The sequence below is a fragment of the Promicromonospora sp. NPDC023987 genome (assembly GCF_040639055.1).
Taxonomy (GTDB): Bacteria; Actinomycetota; Actinomycetes; order Actinomycetales; family Cellulomonadaceae; genus Promicromonospora.
In genome coordinates this window covers 1-21,851 of the sequence record NZ_JBEZZF010000069.1, presented here as the reverse complement: position 1 = coordinate 21,851, position 21,851 = coordinate 1, and the positions used below count along the sequence as shown (strand labels likewise).

Here is a 21,851-nt window from a genome sequence, read left to right as displayed (position 1 = left end):
CAGGAGGATCCATGAGCACGAGCAGCCTCGGTGTCGGCATCGTCGGCATGGGCAACATCGGCACCATGCACGCGCGTGCGCTCCGCGACCTGGGCGACCGTGCCGCGCTCGTCGCGTACAGCAGCTCCCGCGCCGCCACACCCGAGGCGCTCGCGGGCTGGGAGGCGGCCCACCTCGCACCGGAGGGCGTGCTGAACCACCCGGACGTCGACGTCGTGGCGGTGTGCTCACCCAGCGGCACGCACGCGCAGCTGGTGCTGGCGGCGCTGGAGGCGGGGCGGCACGCCGTCGTCGAGAAGCCGCTGGCGCTGAGCGTCGAGGACGCCGTGACCATCTCCCGTGTCGCCCGGGAGCGCGGGCTCATGGTCTCGACCATCTCCCAGCGGCGGTTCGAGCCGGAGCACGAGCGGCTCAGGAGTGCCCTCGACGCAGGCGCCCTCGGAGAGATCCGGCTGGCGACGACGCACGTCCACTGGTTCCGCGACGACGACTACTACGCCGCCGCGAGCTGGCGAACCACCGTCGAGCAGGGTGGGGGATCACTCGTGAACCAGGGCGTCCACAACGTCGACCTGCTCCGCTGGTTCTGTGGTCCGGTCGAGTCCGTGACCGCGCAGTACGGGACCCTGGCGCACGCGATGGAGGCCGAGGACACCACGGTCGCCACCCTGCGCTTCGCGTCGGGGGCGCTCGGCGTCATCACCACCACGACAGCGACGCCTCCCGGCCACCCGGCGACCCTCTCCGTGCACGGTGCGCTCGGCAGCGTGGAGCTCGGCCAGGGGGAGGTGCGCCGCTGGGAGGTGCCGGGGGTCCCCGCGCCGTCGTCGGGCACGGCCACGACAGGGGCCGTGGACCCGCTCGCCATCGGGCACAGGGGCCACCGTGCCCAGTGGGACCGGATCCTCTCCGCACTGGAGGGCTCGTCGCCCGTTCCGGTGGACGTCGACGACGCCGTCCAGACGGTCCGGCTCCTGTGCGCGATCTACGCGGCCGCGTCGACCGGAGAGGCGGTGCGGCCGGGCGATCTGACCTGATCCCCAGAACAGCAAGACATTTCACTACACAAAGGAGTGTTCATGATGTCTGCATCACGCCACAGAACCGTGGCGGCCGTGATCGGGATGGCCGTCGCCGTCGGGTCCCTGGCAACCGCCTCGGTCTCCGCAGCCCACCCGGGTGCGGGTGACCACGCCGACTCGTCCAGCTTCGAGAAGATCCCGCTGGTGACGGAAGGCCTGAGCGACCCGTTCGAGCTGGACGTCGCCGACGACGGCCGGGTCGTCTACATCGAGCGGACCGGCGCGGTGAAGGTCCTCGAGCAGGACACGCTGCGCCAGACCACCGCCCTGGACCTCGACTACTCCCTCGACCTCCTGACCCAGTCGGACGGTCTGCTGGGGCTGACGCTGGACAACGACTTCGCCGAGAACGGCTGGCTGTACCTGCTGTGGAGCGACCCGGACGTCGCCAGGATGAACCTCTCCCGGTTCACCATGGGGCCGGACAACACGATCGACCCGGCGTCGGAGGCACGCCTGCTCGACTACCGGATCTGGCGGGGCGAGGGCCGCGCGAACTCGCACATGGGCGGCTCCCTGGCGATGGGTCCGGACGGCAACCTGCACGTGGCCACCGGTGACAACGCCGACCCGTTCGACCAGGACGGCTACACGCCGATCGACGAACGCGACGGCCGCCGCGCCTGGGACGCACAGGGCACCTCGGCCAACACCAACGATCTGCGCGGCAAGGTACTGCGGATCCACCCGGAGGACGACGGGACGTACACGATTCCCGAGGGCAACCTGTTCACGCCGGGCACGGCGGGCACGCGCCCGGAGATCTACGGGATGGGCTTCCGCAACCCGTTCCGCATCACCGTCGACCCGGAGACGAGCGCGGTCCTGGTCGGGGACTACGGCCCGGACGCCCGGGTGGCGGACCCGCTGCGCGGACCGGAGGGCATGGTCGAGCTCATCCGCATGACCGAGGCGGGCAACCACGGCTGGCCGTACTGCCACGCGAACAACCAGGCGTACATCGACTACGACTTCGCCACGGGCGAGTCCGGCGAGGCGTTCGACTGCGCCAACCCGGTCAACGAGTCCCCGAACAACACTGGCCTGCGCGAGCTGCCGCCCAGCCAGCAGCCCCTCGTCTGGTACGGCTACGGCGAGTCGGCCCAGTTCCCGGAGCTCGCGTCGGGCGGCGCCGCCCCGATGGCCGGCCCGGTCTACCGGTACGACGCCGAGAACCCCGTCAAGACGAAGTTCCCCGAGTCCTACGACGGCCACTGGTTCGTCTCCGAGTACGCGCGCAACTTCTACAAGGTGCTGTCGATCGACGAGGCCACCGGTGACCTGCTCTCGATCGACCCGTTCCTCCCCGAGGAGACCTTCGTCTCGCCGTTCGAGGCGGAGTTCGGACCCGACGGTTCGCTGTACATCATGGACTTCGGCAGCGGGCGAGGCGCCGGGCGAGGCAGCACCAACACCGACGCGGGCATCTACCGCGTCGACTACGTCGCCGACGGCCGGCGCCCGGTCTCGCAGTTCACGCCCGACGTCGAGTCCGGCTCCGCACCGCTCACCGTCAGCTTCGACGGCGCGGCCAGCAACAGCCCGGACGGGCTCGACATCACGTACGCCTGGGACTTCGAGAACGACGGCGTCGTGGACTCGACCGAGGTCAGCCCCGTGCACACCTACGAGGAGCGCGGACAGTTCACCGCGCGACTGACCGTCACCGACAGCGACGGCCTCACCGGTGTCGCGGTCCAGAGGATCACGGCGGGCAACACCCGTCCGGAGGTCTCCTTCGGCACGCCGGCCGAGGGCGGTTTCGCCGAGCTCGGGGACACCGTCCCCTACTCGGTCGACGTCGTCGACGCCGAGGACGGATCCACCGACGCCGGAACCATCGACTGCGCCCGCGTGACCGTCAACACCCAGCTGGGGCACGACACGCACGCGCACCCGCTGGACAACTACACGGGCTGCTCCGGGTCGGTCTTCCTCGACCCCGCCGACCACGGTGTCGGGCAGAACGTCTACGGGGTGCTCGGTGCGGGCTACCAGGACCTGGGCGCTGCGGACGTCCCCGAGCTGGCCGGCCAGGACCGCATCCGGCTGCAGGTCAAGGACAAGGAGGCCGAGTTCTTCAGCGAGGCCTCCGGCGTGACCGTCGCCGACGACTCCGCGGCACGAGGCGGCCGCCTGGTCAGCGATATGGACGACGGCGACTGGATCGCGTTCGAGCCGGTCGACCTGATCGGCATCACCGGGCTCACCATCGGCGCGGTGCCCGGCGCCGCCGATGCCACCGTCGAGGTGCGCGTGGGCAGCCCGACCGGGCCGAAGCTCGGTCAGGTCAGGGTGGGCGCCTCGGTCGCCGCCGGACAGGTCGTCTCACCCAGCCTCGACCTCGAGGGGGAGAGCGGGACCACCACGCTCTATCTCGTGGCCACTGACAGCGGACAGCCGGGCAGCCCGGCGCCGACAACTGACGGCGCCCTGGCACTCGACTGGCTCGTCTTCCACGGCCGGGGCATCGCCGATGCCAACGCCCCGGTGGTCCAGGCGGAGGCCAGCCGCACCGGCGGCCCGGACCGTCTCTCGACCGAGCTGTCAGGCTCTGCCGTCGCGCCGGAGGGCCGGGAGATCGCGTCCTACCTCTGGGACCTCGGTGACGGCACGACGGCCGAAGGCCAGGAGGTCACGCACGAGTACTCCGCCCCCGGCCGGTACACGGCCCGGCTGATCGCCACGGACAGCGAAGGGACGCGGGACTGGACCACCGTGGAGCTGGTCGTCGCCGACACCGGACGATGAGCTGACCGCTCGGCACCGACTCGGCCGGCCTGGAGGCGAGAACGCCTCCGGGCCGGCTGAACCGGTCTCCGGAGGCGCGGTGCTGGCAAAGTTCACCCATTAACGGTGATTGCCTGACAACTTCTGGTTGACTATCGACAGAAGTCTCTCATAGGTTGCTAGCCGCAGGGTCAACGCCGACCGAGGAGAGTTCATGCGTCAACGTGGAACCAAGACTCGCACGAGACAGTTAGCCGCAGCCGCCACGGCAGCGGCTGTCGCCGCAGTGTTGCTGACGGGTGCCGTCCCCGCGGCGACGGCAGCGACGGACGATCTGCCGCCACAGGAGCCGGGCGTCACGCTCCGGACGTACGACCTGGCCCGTGACCTCAGCGAGCTCTGCACGCTGCGCTCGGGCCAGACACCGAACGTCGATCAGCTGAAGCCGACCATCGACTACACCGAGGAAGCCGACTTCGGCATGGGCGAGCGCTTCATCGCGCACGCACTCGCCAACCTGTCGGTGCCGTCCGCCGGCAACTACGAGTTCCGGCTCACGAGCGACGACGGCTCGCGGCTGTCGATCGACGACACGGTCGTCGTGGACCACGACGGCCTGCACGGCGAGTCCTCGAAGGAGGGCACCATCGCCCTCGACGCGGGCTACCACGACCTGCGTGTGGAGTACTTCGACAACACCAACGACAACATCCTGCGGCTCGAGTGGCGCCCGCCGGGCACGACGGACTTCGTCGTCGTCCCCGAGAGCGTCCTGAGCACCGAGGCCGGCGTCGTGCGCGTGACCGCTCCCGGTACCAAGTACTGCGAGGGCCAGGACGACTCGGCGGGCGACGGCATGCGCCTCGACTCCGTGTACCCCGGCTACACGCTCACCGACCTGCGCCCGGACGGCTTCGAGCCCATGGTCTCCGGCCTCGACTGGACCGAGGACGAGCGCCTCGCCGTCGTCACCTCCGGCTCCGTGAGCCCCGGCGGCTGGGTCGAGGACCCGGAGCCGGGCGAGGTGTTCCTGCTCGACAACGTGACCGGCGAGACCTCGAAGGAGGAGGTGACCTACGAGAAGGTCGCCACCGACCTGTTCAACCCGATGGGCATCGCCGTCATCGAGGAGTCGATCTTCGTCTCCGAGCGGGACGGCCTGACCGAGCTCACCGACCCCGACGGCGACGGCTTCTACGACGAGCACCGCACGGTGGCCGAGTGGCCCTTCGGCGGCAACTTCCACGAGTTCGCCTTCGGCCTGCTGCACGACGAGGACTACTTCTACGTCAACCTCTCGGTCGCCATCAACAACGGCGGCGCCACCACGGACCCGCAGCCGGCGGAGAACCGCGGCACGTCGATCAAGATCGACCGGGAGACCGGCGAGGTCGACTACGTGGCCGGCGGTCTGCGCACGCCCAACGGCATGGTCAAGGGCCCCGACGGCGAGCTGTTCGTGATGGACAACCAGGGCGCCTGGCTGCCCGCCTCGAAGCTCGTGCACGTCGAGCAGGACAAGTTCTTCAACCACTTCACCAACCCGGCGGGCCCGTTCGACGACCAGCCCGTCTCGGCTCCGGCGCTGTGGGTGCCGCAGAACGAGATCGGCAACTCGCCGAGCGCCCCGGTGCAGCTCGAGGAGGGCCCCTACGCGGGTCAGCTCGTGTTCGGTGACGTCACCTACGGTGGCCTCCAGCGCGGCTTCCTCGAAGAGGTCGACGGCGAGTACCAGGGTGCGGTGTTCCGCCACTCGGCCGGCCTGGAGGCCGGCGTCAACCGCACCGTCGTCGGGCCCGACGGCGCCCTGTACGTGGGCGGCATCGGTGAGGGCGGCAACTGGAGCGAGCCGGGCAAGCTCCGCTACGGCCTGCAGAAGCTGACGCCCAACGGCGAGGACGCCTTTGACATGACCGAGATGCGGGCCACCGAGACCGGCTTCGAGGTCGAGTACACGCAGCCGCTGTCGGACGAGACGGTCGCCAAGATCGCCGAGGACCCCAACGCGGCGTTCCGGATGGACCACTGGCGCTACGTGCCCCGGCACACCTACGGCGGCCCCAAGGTCGACGAGCGTCCGCTGTTCGTCTCCGGCGCCGAGGTGTCCGCGGACCGCAAGAGCGTGACGCTCACGGTGGACGGCCTCGAGCCGGGACGCGTGGTGCACCTGCGCAGCCCGCGCCCGTTCGCGGACGCCGAGGGCCGGGAGCTGTGGAACACCGAGGCCTGGTACACGCTCAACGCCATCCCCGGCTACACGTCGCCGGCCGAGCGCGGTTACCACGAGGCGGAGCTGGCGACGCTGCGCGGCTCCGCGGACGTGGCGACCGAGCACTCCGGGTACTCGGGCTCCGGGTTCGTCGCCGGCTTCGGCCAAGTGGGCGCTTCCGCGAGGTTCACGGTGGACGTGGACCGGGCGGGTACGCATCCGGTGCGCCTGCGCTACGCCAACGGCCCCAACCCGTTCGAAGGCACCAAGCAGGTCTCAGTGCTGGTCAACGGCCAGGAGGTCGAGCCGTGGGCGCTGGAGTCCACCGGTGACTGGAAGACGTGGGCCACCGTGACGCGGCCGATGCGGCTGCAGCAGGGCGTCAACACCATCACCCTCCGCTACGACGAGGACGATGACGGCAACGTCAACCTCGACGTGCTCAAGGTCGGTGGGAACCCGGACATCTGCGGGTCGAAGGACTACGAGGAGGGCTACGAGGCCCTGTTCGACGGCACCCTGGCGTCCCTCGACGAGTGGCGTCTCGCCGGAGCCGGCTCGTTCGGCCGTCAGAGCGACTGCTCGATCCGCAGCACCGGTGGCATGGGCCTGCTCTGGCACACCGGCCAGGAGCTGGGCGAGTACAGCCTCAAGCTGGACTGGAAGCTCATCAAGGACGACAACGGCGGCATCTTCGTCGGGTTCCCGGACCCCGGGAACGACCCGTGGGTCGCCGTGAACGAGGGCTACGAGATCCAGGTCGACGCGAGCGACGAGCCCGACCGCACCACGGGGTCGATCTACACCTTCCAGGGTGCGGACGCGGCTGCCGTCGAGCAGGCGCTGAACCCGGTCGGCTCGTGGAACTCCTACGAGATCAAGGTGGAGGGCCAGAACATCAAGGTCCTGCTCAACGGGGTGCTGGTGAACGACTTCACGAGCACCGACCCCGCGCGCGACCTCGCCCAGGGGTACGTGGGTCTCCAGAACCACGGCGGTGGGGAGACCATCTTCTACCGCGACGTCCGGGTGAAGGAGCTCAGCTGACGCGGCCCGAGCGGTCCTGAACGGCCTGCGGCCCTGACCCGGCGTACCTGGTACGCCGAGTCAGGGCCGCAAGCCGTCCGGCGCCGTCCTACGCGACGAGGCGGTCGACAGCCTCGGAGGACAGCGCCTGGTCCACGGCCATGGCGCTCGCGCCCAGGACGCCGGCGCGGGCGCCGGTCCGGGCCGTGACGATGCGCAGGTGCTGCGTCGCCAGGGGGAGGGACCGCTGGTAGACCACCTCACGGATGCCGGCGACGATGTGCTCGCCGGCGTCCGCGAGGATGCCGCCGATCACGATCATCGACGGGTTGAGCAGGCTGACGCTCGTGGCGAGCACGGCGCCGATGTCCCGGCCGGCCTGACGCACCGCCTGGCTCGCGACGACGTCGCCGGCGCGCACCAGTGCGACGACGTCGGCGGGCGTGGTCGTGCCCTGCAGCGCGTTCGCGACGGCCAGCCCGCTGGCGATCGCCTCGAGGCAGCCGATGTTCCCGCACCGGCACACGATGTCCGTGACCCCGGGCACCGCGACGTGCCCGATGTCGCCTGCGGAGCCCTGCGCCCCGCGCCGGAGCGCCCCGTCGGCGATGATCCCCGCGCCGATGCCCGTGGCGACCTTGACGAACAGCAGGTCCGCGACGTCGGGCCAGGCGGCGCGGTGCTCGCCGAGCGCCATGATGTTGACGTCGTTGTCGACGAGCACGGGCGCGTTGAACCGCGCGCCGAGGATGGCCGGCACGTCGGCGTCGTCCCAGCCCGGCATGATCGGCGGGTTGTTCGGCTTTCCGGTCGCGTGCTCCACCGGCCCGGGCAGGCCGACGCCGACGCCCGCGAGCTCGCCGGGGGACCGGCCTGCCTCGGCCAGGAGCTCGAAGCCGGTCAGTGCGACCTGGTCGAGCACGGGCTCCGGTCCGTCGGTGATCAGCAGCGGCAGGTCGCGCTGTGCGAGCACGGTGGAGGCGAGATCGGTGAGCGCGAGCCGCGCGTGCGTCGCGCCGAGGTCCACCCCGAGCACGACCCGGGCGGACGGCGCGAAGGCGAACGTCGCGGGCGGGCGGCCACCGGTCGACGAGGCCTCACCCGCCGGTGCGATCAGTCCGGCTGCCATGAGCAGGTCGATCCGCGCCGCGACCGTCGACCTGGCCTGCCCCGTCACCGCCGCAAGATCGGCTCGCGTGCGCGGTCTGCCGTCGCGCAAGAGCTGGAACATGTCCCCTGCTCCGGAGACCTTGGGCGCCTGCTGCATCAGTTCCCGTGCCACTTCCACCATGTCTCTAGTCAATCATGGCCAACGAAGTTGCGACTTTTGCTTGACCGTCGCCAAAAGTCCCTCTACGTTCGTTACATGGTCGACGTGGACCCCCATGGGGCAAAGCAACAAGTGAAGCAGCCCCTGCTTCGTATGCGGGGCATTGTCAAGGAGTTCCCCGGCGCGCGGGCGCTCGACGGGGTGGACCTCGAGGTCCGCCCTGGCGAGGTGCACTGCCTGCTGGGCCAGAACGGGGCTGGCAAGTCCACCCTCATCAAGATCCTGGCGGGTGCGCACCAGCCCACGGCTGGCGAGGTGCTGCTCGACGAGGAGCCGGTGACGATCCCGGACCCGGTCGCGGCGCTCAAGCTGGGCATCGCGACGATCTACCAGGAGCTGGATGTGGTCGACGGGCTGACCGTCGCCGAGAACATCTACCTCGGGCACGAGCTCGCACGGGGCGGCGTGACGCGCCGGTCGGACGCGGCGCGGAACACCCGGGCGCTCCTGGAGCGGCTCGGACACCCGGACATCTCGCCCCACCGCGAGGTGGGCAGCCTGCCGGCGGCGGGCAAGCAGATCGTCTCGCTGGCCCGCGCGCTGTCGCGGGACGCGCGCGTCGTGGTCATGGACGAGCCGTCCGCCGTGCTGGACTCCGAGGAGGTCGAGAACCTCCACCGCATCGTGCGCGAGCTGACGGCCGACGGCGTCGCCGTCGTCTACATCTCGCACCGGCTGGAGGAGATCCGGCAGCTCGGTGACCGCATCACCGTGATCAAGGACGGCCGCACGGTCGCGACGAGCCTTACCGTCGCGGACACGCCGACGGACGACCTGATCACGCTGATGACCGGGCGCGCCGTCGAGTACTCGTTCCCCGCGCGCCCCGGCGTGCCGGAGGATGCCGCGCCGGTCCTCGAGGTCACCGACCTCGGGCTCGGCGACGTCTTCAAGGACGTCTCCCTCACGGTCCGGGCCGGCGAGATCGTCGGCCTGGCGGGGTTGGTCGGGTCCGGCCGGTCCGAGATCCTCGAGACCATCTACGGGGCCCGGCGGGCGACGTCGGGCACCGTACGGCTGGGCGGCAAGCGCCTGCGCGGCGGGGTCGACGCGGCGGTCGCCGCGGGCATGGGCCTGTGCCCAGAGGAGCGCAAGAGCCAGGGCCTGCTCCTGGACGAGCCCGTGTACCGGAACATCACCCTGTCCTCGTTCGGACGCCTCGCCCACGGCGGCTGGCTCGACGAGAAGGCCGAGCGTGCCGCGGCGCAGGAGCAGGTCGAGGCCCTCGAGCTGCGGCCGGCCTCCGTGGACCGCGACGCGCGCACCCTGTCCGGCGGCAACCAGCAGAAGGCGCTGCTCGCCCGCTGGCTGGTGCACGGCTGCCGCGTGCTGCTGCTCGACGAGCCCACCCGGGGCGTCGACGTGGGCGCGCGCGCCGAGATCTACAACCTGATCCGCCGCCTGGCCGACGACGGCGCCGCCGTCGTCGTCGTGTCCAGCGAGATCCCCGAAGTGCTGGGCCTGGCAGACCGGGTCCTGGTCATCTCCGACGGCCGGGCGGTCCACGACAGCCCCGCCGACGACATCGACGAGCACGCCGTGCTCGATATGGTCATGGAAGGAAGTGTCCCGTGAGAGGACGATCGGCCCTGTCAGGGCCGGCACTGCGAATGGGCGGCCTCGTGCTCGCCCTCATCCTGCTGTGCGTGGTGGGGATCGCCACCACGGGGGGCCGGTTCGCCTCGGTCGGCAACATCACCACGCTGCTGGCCCTCGCGGCCACGACCGGCGTGGTGAGCATCGGCATGACGTTCGTCATCACCGCCGGCGGCATCGACCTGTCGGTCGGCTCGGTGCTCGGCCTCGCGACCGTCTGGGCGTCCACACTCTCCACCCAGTACATGGCGGAGGACTACGGCTGGTGGGTCATGGTGGTCACCGCGCTGGCCGTCGGCCTGGCCGCGGGCCTGGTGAACGGAGCCCTCGTCGCGTACGGCAAGGTGCCGGCCTTCATGGCCACCCTCGCCATGCTGGCCGCGGCCAAGGGCCTCGCCGAGATCATCGCCGGCCGGCAGACGCAGCTCGTCGAGGTGGACCCGTTCCTCGACACATTCCGCGCCGACGTGCTCGGCGTGCCGATGATCGTGTGGATCTTCGTCCTGGTCGCGGTCGCCGGGTGGTTCCTGCTGAACCGGACCACCTTCGGCCGGCGCACCGTCGCGGTCGGCGGCAACCCCGAGGCCTCGCGCCTCGCGGGCATCAAGATCAAGCGGCACACCCTCTACCTGTACGGGCTCACGGGCCTGACGGCGGGTATCGGCGCCGTGATGATGCTGGCCCGGACCACGGCCGGCTCCTCGACGACCGGAACGCTGCTCGAGCTGGATGTCATCGCGGCAGTCGTCGTCGGCGGCACGCTGCTGGCCGGCGGCCGCGGCACCATCACCGGCACCGTGCTCGGCGTCCTGATCTTCTCGACGCTCACCAACGTGTTCATCCTCAACAACATCGACAGCTCGGTCCAGGCGATCGCCAAGGGCGCGATCATCGTGGGCGCCGTGCTGCTGCAGCAGTGGTTCGCCGCACGCGAGAAGGCCACGAGCACCTGAGCCGCGTCCGCGCGGCCCACGTCCTACCCAGTACATGTTCTGACCAACCCCCAGGTACTACCCCGGATCAAGGGAGATCACGATGACTTCTTCTACAGCAGTGCGTACGCGCAGGGTTTCCGGCGCCTTCATCGCAGCGGCTTGCGCGGCGCTCGTCGTCACCGGCTGCGTCAGCAACGAGCCGCGTGACGAGGAGACGGCGGCCACCGGCCCCGTCACCACGACGGACAACGACGAGCCGGGCGAGAAGGTCGTCATCGGCTTCTCCGCCCCGGCCGCCGACCACGGCTGGATGGGCGCCATCACCTCGGCGGCCGAGGCCGAGGCCGAGAAGTACGAGGACGTCGAGCTGCAGGTCGCCGAGGGCACCAACGACGTGAGCGTGCAGATCAGCCAGATCGAGGGCTTCATCGACCAGGGCGTCGACGCGATCGTGCTGCTGCCCTTCGACGGCGCCGCGCTCACCGAGGTCGCGCTCGAGGCGATGGAGGCCGGCATCCCGGTCGTCAACGTGGACCGCGAGTTCACCAGCCCGTTCGCCGCCCGCACCACGGTGCTGGGCGACAACTACGGCATGGGCGTGAGCGCGGGCACCTACATCTGCGAGCAGATCGGCGACAACAAGGACGCGGTCGTCGCTGAGATCGCCGGTATCGACGCCCTGCCGCTGACCACTGACCGCAGCAACGGCTTCAAGGACGCGCTCGAGGACTGCGGGCTCGACGTCGACGCCCGCGTCGCCGCCGACTTCACGGTCGCCGGGGGCGAGGAGGCCACCGCGAACCTGCTGTCCGCGGAGCCCGAGATCGACGCCATCTGGAACCACGACGACGACCAGGGCGTCGGCGTGCTCGCGGCCATCGAGAACGCCGACCGCGACGAGTTCTTCCTCGTGGGCGGCGCCGGGTCGACCAACATGATGGAGAAGATCCAGGCCGGCGACAGCGTGGTCCAGGCGACGGTCGTCTACCCGTCCACACAGGCGGCCGACGGCGTCAAGCTCGCCCGGCTGATCGCCCAGGACAAGACGATCGGGGACCTGGCATCGATCGGCGTGCCGCGCACCATCCAGCTCCACGCACCCGTCGTGACGGCGGACAACGTCGAGGAGTACCTCCCCATCGGCTTCGAGTCCTGACGCGTGACGCATCGGACGACGCCCGCTCGGGCGTGCAACACGGCGGTGAATCGAGAGTGGGGGGAGGCGCGGTATGAGCAGCGGTGAGAACGAGCTCGGGGTCGGCATGGTCGGCTACGCGTTCATGGGGGCAGCACACTCGCAGGCCTGGCGCACGGCGCCCCGGTTCTTCGACCTGGCCCTGGCGCCGCGCATGCGCGCGGTGGCGGGCCGGGACGAGGCCGGGGTCCGTGCGGCGGCCGACCGGCTCGGCTGGGACGAGGCGGTCGTCGGCTGGCGGGAGCTGCTGACGCGGGACGACATCGGGCTGATCGACGTGTGCACGCCGGGCGACACGCACGCCGAGATCGCGGTCGCGGCGCTGGAGGCGGGCAAGCACGTCCTGTGCGAGAAGCCGCTGGCGAACAGCGTGGCCGAGGCGGAGAAGATGGTCGCCGCCGCCGACGCGGCGGCCGAGCGCGGCGTGCGCGCGATGGTGGGGTTCACCTACCGTCGCGTGCCCGCCATCGCCCTGGCCCGCCAGCTGGTCGAGCAGGGGCGGATCGGCGAGGTCCGGCACGTGCGGGCCCAGTACCTGCAGGACTGGATCGCCGACCCCGATGCGCCGATGTCGTGGCGCCTGGACAAGCAGAAGGCAGGCTCCGGTGCGCTGGGTGACATCGGCGCCCACATCGTGGACCTCGCGAAGTTCATCACCGGTGAGTCGCTCACCGGGGTGAGCGGGCTGCTCGAGACCTTCGTGCACGAGCGGCCGGAGGCGTCGTCGTCCTCGGGCCTGTCGGGAGTGGCCGACGGCGCCCGCACGGGCAAGGTCACGGTGGACGACGCCGCGGTCTTCTTCGGGCGGCTGTCCGGCGGCGGCCTGGCGACCTTCGAGGCGACCCGGTTCGCCTGGGGCCGCAAGAACGCGATCCGGCTGGAGATCAACGGCTCGAAGGGCTCGCTCGCGTTCGACTTCGAGGACATGAACCTCCTGCACTTCTTCGACGCGACGGACGACGCGACGACCGCCGGCTTCCGCCGGATCGTCGTCACGGAGCCGGAGCACCCCTACGGTGGCGCGTGGTGGCCGGCCGGACACGGTCTCGGCTACGAGCACGCGTTCACGCATCAGGTCGTCGACCTGATGCGTGACCTGGCGGCGGGACGGCAGCCGACGCCGTCGTTCCGTGACGGACTGGAGGTCCAGCGCGTGCTGGACGCCGTCGAGCGCAGCGCTGCCGGCGGAGGGGGGTGGATCGCCTTGACCTGAGCCGCGAGGTTCAGGTCAGCGAAGAGGCCGCCGTGAGGCGTCGCCGAGCTGTACGAGTACCGCACGAGCACTGATCCGACTCGATGAGGAGCCCTAGGTGAGAAACGTGCATGGAACCCGCCGACTTCGGCGACTGATGGTGGCCGCGACGGCCGCAGCAGCTCTCGGCGGCTCGACCGCCTCGGTGGCGACGGCCGCACCGCCCGCCGCCGCGTCCTACGACGCGGCGGCCGGTGTGGCGGCCGCGCCGGCGGCCACGGCCGCCGAACCCTTCGACGCTCTCGTCTTCTCGAAGACGGCGGCGTTCCGGCACGGCTCGATCCCCACGGGGATCGAGGCCATCACCCAGCTCGGTGCGGCGAACGACTTCACGGTCACCGCCACGGAGGACGCGAGCGTCTTCTCCGACGACGGCCTCGCCGACTACGAGGTCGTCGTCTTCCTGTCCACCACCGGTGACGTGCTCGACGCCGACCAGCAGGCGGCGTTCGAGCGGTACATCCAGGGGGGTGGCGGCTACGCGGGTATCCACGCGGCCTCCGACACCGAGTACGACTGGCCCTGGTACGGGGAGCTGGTGGGGGCGTACTTCGCCAGCCACCCCGCACAGCAGGACGCGACGATCGACGTCGAGGACCACGCGCACGCGTCGACCGCGCACCTGCCGGACCGCTGGGACCGGTTCGACGAGTGGTACAACTTCCGGTCCAACCCGCGCGGTGACGTGCATGTGCTGGCCAGCCTCGACGAGGACAGCTACGACGCGGGCGGTGACGCCATGGGCGCCGACCACCCGACGGCCTGGTGCCAGGTGTACGACGGTGGCCGGTCCTGGTACACGGGTGGCGGGCACACCGACGCGTCGTACGCGGAGCCGGGATTCCTCGAGCACCTGCTCGGTGGCATCCAGACCGCTGCGGGCGTCGTCGACTCGGACTGCGCCGCGACACAGGACGCGAGCTACGAGAAGGTGGCGCTGGACGAGAACACGGCCAACCCGATGATGCTTGACGTCGCGTCGAACGGAACCGTTTTCTACGTCGAGCGCGACGGCCGGGTGCAGCAGATCTCGCCCGAGACCGACCTGACCACCACGGCGATGACGCTCGACGTCACGCTCGCCAACGAGGACGGCCTCACGGGCATCGTGCTCGACCCGGACTTCGCGGCGAACAACTGGGTCTACCTCTACTGGTCGCCAGAGGACGTCGGTGCCGACGGACCGCACAACCGCGTCTCGCGGTTCACGTACGACGCGGAGACGGGAACGTTCGACCCCGCGAGCGAGGTGGCGGTCCTGAAGGTCACCACGCAGCGCGACAGGTGCTGTCACGCGGGCGGCGACATGCAGTTCGACTCGCAGGGCAACCTCGTGCTCGTCACCGGTGACAACACCGACCCGTTCGAGTCGAGCGGGTACGCCCCGATCGACGAGCGGCCGGGCCGGGAGAACTTCGACGCGCAGCGCACGTCGGCCAACACGAACGACCTGCGGGGCAAGGTGCTGCGCATCCACCCGGAGCCGGACGGCTCGTACACCATCCCCGAGGGCAACATGTTCGCGGAGGGGACCGAGCAGACGCGCCCCGAGATCTTCGCCATGGGCTTCCGTAACCCGTTCCGTATCGGTATCGACCCGGAGACGGACAACGTGCTGGTCGGTGACTACGGGCCGGACGCCGGTGCGGCCGACCCGGCGCGGGGACCCGAGGGCACCGTCGAGTGGAACGTCGTGAGCGAGCCCGGCTTCTACGGCTGGCCGTACTGCACGGGCGCCAACACCTCGTACGTCGACTACGACTTCGCCACCAGCCAGTCCGGCGAGACGTTCGACTGCGCGGGCGGCGTCGTCAACGAGTCACCGAACAACACGGGCCTGACCCAGCTGCCGCCCGCCCAGGAGGCGGAGGTCTGGTACGGCTACGGCGGCAACCCGGACTTCCCCGAGATCGGGGGCGGCGGCGCACCCATGGGCGGACCGGTCTACGACTTCGACCCGGAGCTCGACTCCGACGTCAAGTGGCCCGCCTACTGGGACGGCAAGGCGCTGCTCGGCGAGTGGAACCAGGGCAAGGTGTACTCGCTGCAGCTCACGGGCGAGCAGCGCGACGACCTGGTCGACATCAACCGGGTCCTGCCCGGGGTCCTCGACCCTGCTGAGGGCTTCGACCGGCCGATGGACATGGACTTCGGGCCCGACGGCGCGCTCTACGCCATCGACTGGGGCAGCGGCTTCGGCGGGAACAACGACACCAGCGGGATCTACCGGGTGGCCTACACCCAGGGCGACCCGTCGCCGATCGCCAAGGCGTCCGCCGACGTCACCGACGGCCACGCGCCGCTCGCCGTGCAGTTCTCGTCCGAGGGCAGCCGGCACCCGAGCGGCGAGCCGATCACCCTGCAGTGGGACTTCGGCGACGGGACGACGTCGGACGAGGCGAACCCGGCGCACACCTACACGGAGAACGGGAGCTACACGGCCCAGCTCACCGTGACCGACGCCGCGGGCGCGGTCGGGGTGGCCAACGTGACCGTGGTGGTCGGCAACATCGCGCCGACCGTCTCCATCACGCTCCCCGACGACGGCGGTTTCTTCTCCTGGGGCGACCAGGTCCGGTACGAGGTGGCCGTCGACGACCCGGACGGTGACGTCGACTGCTCCGGCGTCACCCTGTACACGTCGCTGGGGCACGACTCCCACTCGCACCCCATCGAGGAGCTGACGGGCTGCAGCGGCGTGCTGCAGACGGCGGCCGACGACGGGCACGGCGCCGACGCGGACCTCTTCTGGACGCTCGAGGCCACGTTCGCCGACGACGGTGGCGCCGTCGGCGTGCCGCTCACCGGCAGCGACCTGCAGGTGCTGCAGCCGAAGCGGCTCCAGGCCGAGTTCTTCACAGACACCGGCCGGCTCCCTGGCTCGACCAGCGGCGGCGACGCGGGCGTGCAGCGGGAGGGGACCGGCGACAGCGCGGGCGGTGGCCAGAACATCGGCTACATCGAGCCCGACGACTGGTGGGCCTTCGAGCCGGTGTCGCTGACGAACATCTCCGCAGTCACGCTCCGTGCTGCCTCGCCGAACGGCGGCGGGCCGGTCTCGGTCCGGTGGGGAGCGCCCGACGGTCCGGAGATCGGCAGCGTGTCCATCCCGGCTACCGGCGACTGGCAGGCCTACACCGACGTCACGGCAGAGCTCCACGACGTCCCGGCGGGTACGGGCACCCTGTACTTCGTGCACACGGCGGGCCAGGCCAACGTGAACTGGATCGACTTCGTCGGCGACGGGGTGGCCTACCTGCCGCCGACGCCCGCCGTCGAAGTCCTGCAGCCCACCTGCGACGCCCCGGGAGCCATCGAGCCCCGCGCGGTCGCGGGCGTCCGGTCCTACCAGATCAAGGGATGGACCGGCAGCGAGGCCGGCGACCAGGTCGCCGACCCGGCGGACCTGGCGGCGGGCACCTACCAGGTGACCGCACGGCCCGACCCGAACGTCGACCTCGTCGTGAGCGACGACTGGACGGACGGGCCGGGACGCCAGGCGACGCTGCTGGTCACTCTCGACGCGGCCGACTGCACCTGAGACGCATGGTGCGGGGCGGGCGCGACGCCCGCCCCGCACCATGGGACCCGGCACCTACGACGGAGGAAAAAATGGCACGACCGATCACCCTGTTCACCGGCCAGTGGGCCGACCTGCCGCTCGAGGAGGTGGCGCGCCTCGCAGGGGAGTGGGGCTACGACGGACTTGAGCTGGCCTGCTGGGGCGACCACCTCGACCCGTGGCGCTGGGACGACGACGAGTACGTCGCCGGACGACTGGAGCTGCTCGAGCGGCACGGCCTGAAGGTATGGGCGATCTCCAACCACCTCAAGGGCCAGGCCGTCTGCGACGACCCGATCGACCAGCGGCACCGCGACATCGTGTCGGACCGCGTGTGGGGCGACGGCGACCCGGAGGGCGTGCGCCAGCGCGCCGCCGAGGAGATGAAGAACACCGCCCGGCTCGCCGCGAAGCTCGGGGTCAAGACGGTCATCGGGTTCACCGGTTCGGCGATCTGGAAGTACGTGGCGATGTTCCCGCCGGTGTCCGACGCCGCGATCGAGGCCGGCTACCAGGACTTCGCCGACCGCTGGAACCCGATCCTCGACGTGTTCGACGAGGTCGGCGTGAAGTTCGCGCACGAGGTGCACCCCAGCGAGATCGCCTACGACTACTGGACCACCGTGCGGACCCTGGAGGCGATCGGCCACCGCGAGGCCTTCGGCCTGAACTGGGACCCGAGCCACATGGTGTGGCAGGACCTCGACCCGGTCAGCTTCCTCTGGGACTTCAAGGACCGGATCTACCACGTGGACTGCAAGGACACGAAGAAGCGCATGACCAACGGCCGCAACGGCCGCATGGGCTCCCACCTACCGTGGGCGGACCCCCGCCGTGGCTGGGACTTCGTCTCCACCGGGCACGGCGACGTCCCGTGGGAGGACGCGTTCCGGATGCTCAACACGATCGGCTACGACGGCCCGATCTCCGTCGAGTGGGAGGACGCGGGCATGGACCGTCTCGTCGGCGCGCCGGAGGCGCTCGAGTTCGTGCGCTCGCACGCCTACGACGCCCCCGACTCGGCGTTCGACGCCGCCTTCTCGAACCGCTGACGCCTGCCGCACGCCGACCAGGGAGGTACTACCCGCACCACACCGCACGACGGGTGCCGCGCTCAGGCGTAGGTGCCGCAAGGAACACGTACCGACCGGGCCTCGAACGAATCGATGCGAGCGAGACCCGGCCGGAGTGACCAACTCGACGAGGAGCCGAATCACGTATGAAGAATATTCGGGATCGCGCGCATGCGCGACGAAAGAAGACGTTGGCGGCACTCGCCGCGAGCTCGCTGGTCGGTGTGGCGCTCCTGGCCACGCCGTCGGCCTCCGCCAACGAGGCTGCCGACGTCGAAGCGGCGGCCGCGGCGGACACCGACTGGGGCAACTACGAGAAGGTCCTGCTGACCAAGGACGTCGGTGAACCGATCGACATGGCGGTGCTGCCGGACAAGCGCGTGCTGCACACGGCCCGCAACGGCGAGGTGCGGGTGACCGACCCGGCGACGGGGGTCACTAAGGTCGTCAGCACCATCGACGTCTACGCGAACTCGGAGGACGGCCTGCAGGGCATCGCCCTGGCGCCGGACTTCGCCACGAGCAACGAGGTCTACGTCGTGTACGCGCCGCGGGACGCCGACGGTGACGGAGTGGCGGACACGCCGTCGGGCAACGCGCCCAACTCGCTTCCCGCCGGCGAGGACGAGAGCTACTGGGACCAGTGGGTGGGCGTGAACCGCCTCGCCAAGTTCACGTGGACCGGGGATTCTCTCGACCTGGCGTCGGAGCAGCCGATCCTCGACATCGAGGTGCAGCGCGGCCAGTGCTGCCACGTCGGTGCGGACATCGATTTTGACGCCGAGGGCAACCTCTACCTGTCCACCGGTGACAACACGCCGGCCGGTACGCCGGGCGCCAGCGGGTACGCCCCGAACAACGACGCGCCGGGGATGAACCCGGGCTTCGACTCGCGCCGCGGTGCGGGCAACACGAACGACCTGCGGGGCAAGATCCTGCGGATCGACGTGAAGGACGACATCCCGGCGGGCACGGCGCCGGGGGTAGGCAGCACATACGACATCCCTGCGGGCAACCTGTTCGCCCCCGGGACGGAGAAGACTCGGCCCGAGATCTTCGTGATGGGTGTGCGCAACCCGTTCCGCATCGAGGTCGACCCGGAGACGAACTCCCTGACCTGGGGTGACTACGGGCCCGACGCCGGTTCGGCGAATCCCGACCGGGGGCCGATGGGCTACGTGGAGTGGAACGCCGTCGGCCTCGACGACCCGCACAACTCCGGCTGGCCGTACTGCCACGGACCGAACGCCGCTTACAACGACTGGGACTTCGAGACCGCCACACCTGGCGAGTTCTTCGACTGCGCGGCGCCGCAGAACGACTCCCGCTGGAACACGGGCCTCACCGAGCTGCCCCCTGCTCGCGCCGCGACCGTGCACTACGGCGACCAGCCCGGACAGCAGCCGCGTGACGAGTTCGTGAGCTTCGGCGCCGGATCCGGCCAGGCCCCGATGGGTGGCCCGGTCTACCACTACGACGCGGACAGCACCGCACCGGGCAAGTTCCCCGAGTACTGGGACGACAAGGCGTTCTTCGGTGAGTTCTCCCAGGACTACTACGCCGCGCTCAGCGTCGACTGGTCCACCTTCGAGGTCGGCGAGGTCGAGGACTTCTTCCCGAACAGCGCGGTCGAGGCCGCCGGCATGAAGACGCACGACAACCCGATCGACCTCGAGTTCGGTCCGGACGGTTCCCTCTACGTGCTCGAGTACGGCGACGGCTTCTTCCGGCAGAACCCCGACTCGGGGCTCTACCGCATCGACTACGCCGAGGGGAACAAGGCGCCGCAGGCACGGTTCACGGCCACGCCGGGATCGTCGTCGGAGGCTCCGCTGGAGGTCGCGTTCGACGCCACCGGATCCACCGACCCCGACGGTGACACCCTCACCTACGAGTGGGACCTCGACGGCGACGGCACGTTCGACGCCACCGGCGCCGAGACCACGCACACCTACACCGAGCTCGACGTGTACACCGCGCGCCTGCGGGTCACGGACGAGAGCGGCAAGTTCACGCTCACCTCGCGCGAGATCAGCGTGGGCAACCAGGCACCAGAGGTCACCGTGGACTTCCCCGCGGACGGCGGCTTCTTCGACTGGGGCGCCGATGTGCCCTTCCAGGTGACCACGCAGGACGCCGAGGACGGCGCCGAGACGGTGTGCGACCGGGTGTCGTGGTCGTACGGCCTGGGCCACGACGAGCACGCCCACCCGGAGGTCTCCGGCACCGGGTGCACCGGTGTCTTCCCCACCGATCCCAACTCACCGGAGCACGGCGCTGGCGCCCACCTGTACGGCGCAGTGGTCGTCACCTACACCGACGGTGGGGCGAACGGCCTTCCGCCGGCCACCAGCGAGGCGACGGTGCAGCTGAACCCCAAGCTGCAGCAGGCGGAGCACGCGGTCGCGGACGGCGTGGAGGTCGTCGCCGACGATGCGGCATCGGGCGGCGCCTACGTGACCGGCCTGAAGAAGGGTGACTCCGTCGGCTTCACTCCGGTGAACCTCGTCGGTATCGACAGCGCCACCGCCACGGTCCGCGGCAAGGGCAAGCTCGAGCTGCGCTGGGACTCGCCGACCGCCAAGCCGTTCGCCACCGCCAAGGTGCGCAGCGGGCAGACCTGGCAGGACCTCGAGCTCGCGTTCGACGCCCCCGAGGGCACCGGAACGCTGTACGTCACCACGAACGGCACGCTCGACGTCGACGCGGTGACGATGGTCGGCGAGGGCGTTGGCACGCCCCCGGCGACAACAGAGAACGTGACCGGCCCGACCGGGCCGGCCGAACTGGCCGCTCGAACTGAAGGAGAGCAGTGATGGAATCACGCACTGACGTCGACCGCAGGAACTTTCTGAGGCTGGCCGGCGGCACCGTAGCCGTCGGTGCCGCATCGCTCGCCGGCGCGGCCCTCGCGGGCAGCGCCGCCGCCTCGGTCCTCGCCCCGACGGCGGAGGCCGCCGCGACCACGGCCGGCAAGGGCCGGGTGCTCGTCCCGCCGGGCCACATCGGGATCCAGCTGTACTCGATCCGGGACAAGGTCTCCTCGCTCGGCTTCCGCAAGGTGTTCGAGCGGCTCTCGGCCATGGGGTACGCGGAGATCGAGTTCGCCGGCTACTCGCAGAACGCGGTCGGGCCGATCACGCCGCAGGAGATCCGGCAGCTGCTGGACGACAACGGCCTGCGTGCCGTCGGCTCGCACCGCGGTATCGGGGACTACGTGAACAACCTCGAGCGGGAGCTCGACATCGCGCAGATCCTGGGCATGGAGCACGTGGGTACGGCCAACGCGCCCACCTCGGACCGCACGGTCGCCGGCTACCTCGCCGCGGCCGAGCAGTTCAACGGGTTCGGGGCGGCGGCGACCGCCCGCGGGCTGAAGTTCTACCAGCACAACCACGACGGCGAGTTCAGCTTCGCGACGGACAACCCGGACGTGCGTCTCTACGACGTCTTCTACGACAACACCGACCCCGCGAAGGTGTACCTCGAGATGGACGTCTACTGGGCGTTCGTCGGCCAGCACAAGTACCCGGGCTTCGAGCCGGTGGACTACGTCAAGCGCAACCCGCACCGGTACCCGCTCCTGCACCTCAAGGACGGTGACGTGAACCCGGAGAACTCGGGTGGCTACGACATCGTGGAGTTCGGCGCGGGAGACCTGCCGTACACCGAGTTCCTGTCGGCGCTCGGCGGCGGCGGTCGGCGGCACGGGATCTGGGAGCAGGACAACGCCGCGTCGACGCCGGCGCCGGGCTTCCCCGCCGACTCGTTCGGTAACGCGGCGCGTTCCTACGTAGAGATCAGGTCGCTCCGGCGCTCCTGAGTCAGGTTGTCTGAGGGGGTGTGGCCGACGGCGTCGGC

12 protein-coding genes are annotated in these 21,851 nt (G+C 70.4%); 11 read left to right on the top strand and 1 reads right to left on the bottom strand.

Features of this window, described 5'->3' with window-relative positions; genetic code table 11:
• Positions 1–11: 11 nt before the first annotated feature.
• The 3 genes from AB0F40_RS22825 (at position 12) to AB0F40_RS22815 (ending at position 7,068) form a co-directional block, all read left to right on the top strand.
• On the top strand, positions 12–1,037 hold the full coding sequence (locus tag AB0F40_RS22825) for a Gfo/Idh/MocA family oxidoreductase (RefSeq protein WP_357473100.1): 1,026 nt from the start codon (positions 12–14) through the stop codon (positions 1,035–1,037).
• 45 nt (positions 1,038–1,082) lie between these two features.
• Positions 1,083–3,833, top strand: a complete 2,751-nt coding sequence (locus AB0F40_RS22820; RefSeq protein WP_357473096.1) for a PKD domain-containing protein — start codon at positions 1,083–1,085, stop codon at positions 3,831–3,833.
• A 193-nt stretch (positions 3,834–4,026) separates the two neighbouring features.
• Positions 4,027–7,068, top strand: coding sequence for a family 16 glycoside hydrolase (locus AB0F40_RS22815; RefSeq protein WP_357473093.1), 3,042 nt, complete (start codon positions 4,027–4,029; stop codon positions 7,066–7,068).
• An 88-nt stretch (positions 7,069–7,156) separates the two neighbouring features.
• Here the strand turns inward: AB0F40_RS22815 and AB0F40_RS22810 are convergent, their stop codons facing one another.
• Positions 7,157–8,338: an ROK family protein gene (locus tag AB0F40_RS22810; RefSeq protein WP_357473089.1), complete on the bottom strand. Its 1,182-nt coding sequence runs from the start codon at positions 8,336–8,338 to the stop codon at positions 7,157–7,159.
• A gap of 132 nt (positions 8,339–8,470) precedes the next feature.
• On the opposite strand from AB0F40_RS22810, the gene AB0F40_RS22805 reads away from it, so the two are divergent.
• The 8 genes from AB0F40_RS22805 to AB0F40_RS22770 all read left to right on the top strand — a co-directional run bounded on the left by AB0F40_RS22805 (position 8,471) and on the right by AB0F40_RS22770 (position 21,813).
• On the top strand, positions 8,471–9,952 hold the full coding sequence (locus tag AB0F40_RS22805) for a sugar ABC transporter ATP-binding protein (protein WP_357473086.1): 1,482 nt from the start codon (positions 8,471–8,473) through the stop codon (positions 9,950–9,952).
• 35 nt (positions 9,953–9,987) lie between these two features.
• Complete coding sequence (locus AB0F40_RS22800) at positions 9,988–10,926, top strand: ABC transporter permease (protein WP_357473120.1); 939 nt, start codon at positions 9,988–9,990, stop codon at positions 10,924–10,926.
• A gap of 82 nt (positions 10,927–11,008) precedes the next feature.
• Positions 11,009–12,064: a substrate-binding domain-containing protein gene (locus tag AB0F40_RS22795; RefSeq protein WP_357473083.1), complete on the top strand. Its 1,056-nt coding sequence runs from the start codon at positions 11,009–11,011 to the stop codon at positions 12,062–12,064.
• A gap of 73 nt (positions 12,065–12,137) precedes the next feature.
• A complete protein-coding gene (locus AB0F40_RS22790) occupies positions 12,138–13,316 on the top strand; it encodes a Gfo/Idh/MocA family oxidoreductase (protein ID WP_357473080.1) in 1,179 nt (392 codons plus the stop codon).
• A 97-nt stretch (positions 13,317–13,413) separates the two neighbouring features.
• Complete coding sequence (locus AB0F40_RS22785) at positions 13,414–16,896, top strand: ThuA domain-containing protein (protein ID WP_357473077.1); 3,483 nt, start codon at positions 13,414–13,416, stop codon at positions 16,894–16,896.
• 71 nt (positions 16,897–16,967) lie between these two features.
• Entirely contained in the window at positions 16,968–17,969 is a 1,002-nt protein-coding gene (locus tag AB0F40_RS22780) for a sugar phosphate isomerase/epimerase (RefSeq protein ID WP_357473073.1), read from the top strand.
• A 167-nt stretch (positions 17,970–18,136) separates the two neighbouring features.
• Entirely contained in the window at positions 18,137–20,806 is a 2,670-nt protein-coding gene (locus tag AB0F40_RS22775) for a PQQ-dependent sugar dehydrogenase (RefSeq protein ID WP_357473071.1), read from the top strand.
• Positions 20,806–21,813, top strand: coding sequence for a sugar phosphate isomerase/epimerase (locus AB0F40_RS22770; protein ID WP_357473068.1), 1,008 nt, complete (start codon positions 20,806–20,808; stop codon positions 21,811–21,813). Before AB0F40_RS22775 ends, AB0F40_RS22770 begins: the two co-directional genes overlap by 1 nt.
• Positions 21,814–21,851 lie beyond the last annotated feature (38 nt).

Bases quoted from the DNA above. Each gene is read 5' to 3' on its own strand.
- AB0F40_RS22775 (WP_357473071.1), top strand. From the start codon at position 18,137: ATGAAGAATATTCGGGATCGCGCGCATGCGCGACGAAAGAAGACGTTG.
- AB0F40_RS22800 (WP_357473120.1), top strand. From the start codon at position 9,988: ATGGGCGGCCTCGTGCTCGCCCTCATCCTGCTGTGCGTGGTGGGGATC.
- AB0F40_RS22795 (WP_357473083.1), top strand. From the start codon at position 11,009: ATGACTTCTTCTACAGCAGTGCGTACGCGCAGGGTTTCCGGCGCCTTC.
- AB0F40_RS22770 (WP_357473068.1), top strand. From the start codon at position 20,806: ATGGAATCACGCACTGACGTCGACCGCAGGAACTTTCTGAGGCTGGCC.
- AB0F40_RS22825 (WP_357473100.1), top strand. From the start codon at position 12: ATGAGCACGAGCAGCCTCGGTGTCGGCATCGTCGGCATGGGCAACATC.
- AB0F40_RS22810 (WP_357473089.1), bottom strand. From the start codon at position 8,338: ATGGTGGAAGTGGCACGGGAACTGATGCAGCAGGCGCCCAAGGTCTCC.
- AB0F40_RS22790 (WP_357473080.1), top strand. From the start codon at position 12,138: ATGAGCAGCGGTGAGAACGAGCTCGGGGTCGGCATGGTCGGCTACGCG.
- AB0F40_RS22805 (WP_357473086.1), top strand. From the start codon at position 8,471: ATGCGGGGCATTGTCAAGGAGTTCCCCGGCGCGCGGGCGCTCGACGGG.
- AB0F40_RS22815 (WP_357473093.1), top strand. From the start codon at position 4,027: ATGCGTCAACGTGGAACCAAGACTCGCACGAGACAGTTAGCCGCAGCC.
- AB0F40_RS22820 (WP_357473096.1), top strand. From the start codon at position 1,083: ATGTCTGCATCACGCCACAGAACCGTGGCGGCCGTGATCGGGATGGCC.
- AB0F40_RS22780 (WP_357473073.1), top strand. From the start codon at position 16,968: ATGGCACGACCGATCACCCTGTTCACCGGCCAGTGGGCCGACCTGCCG.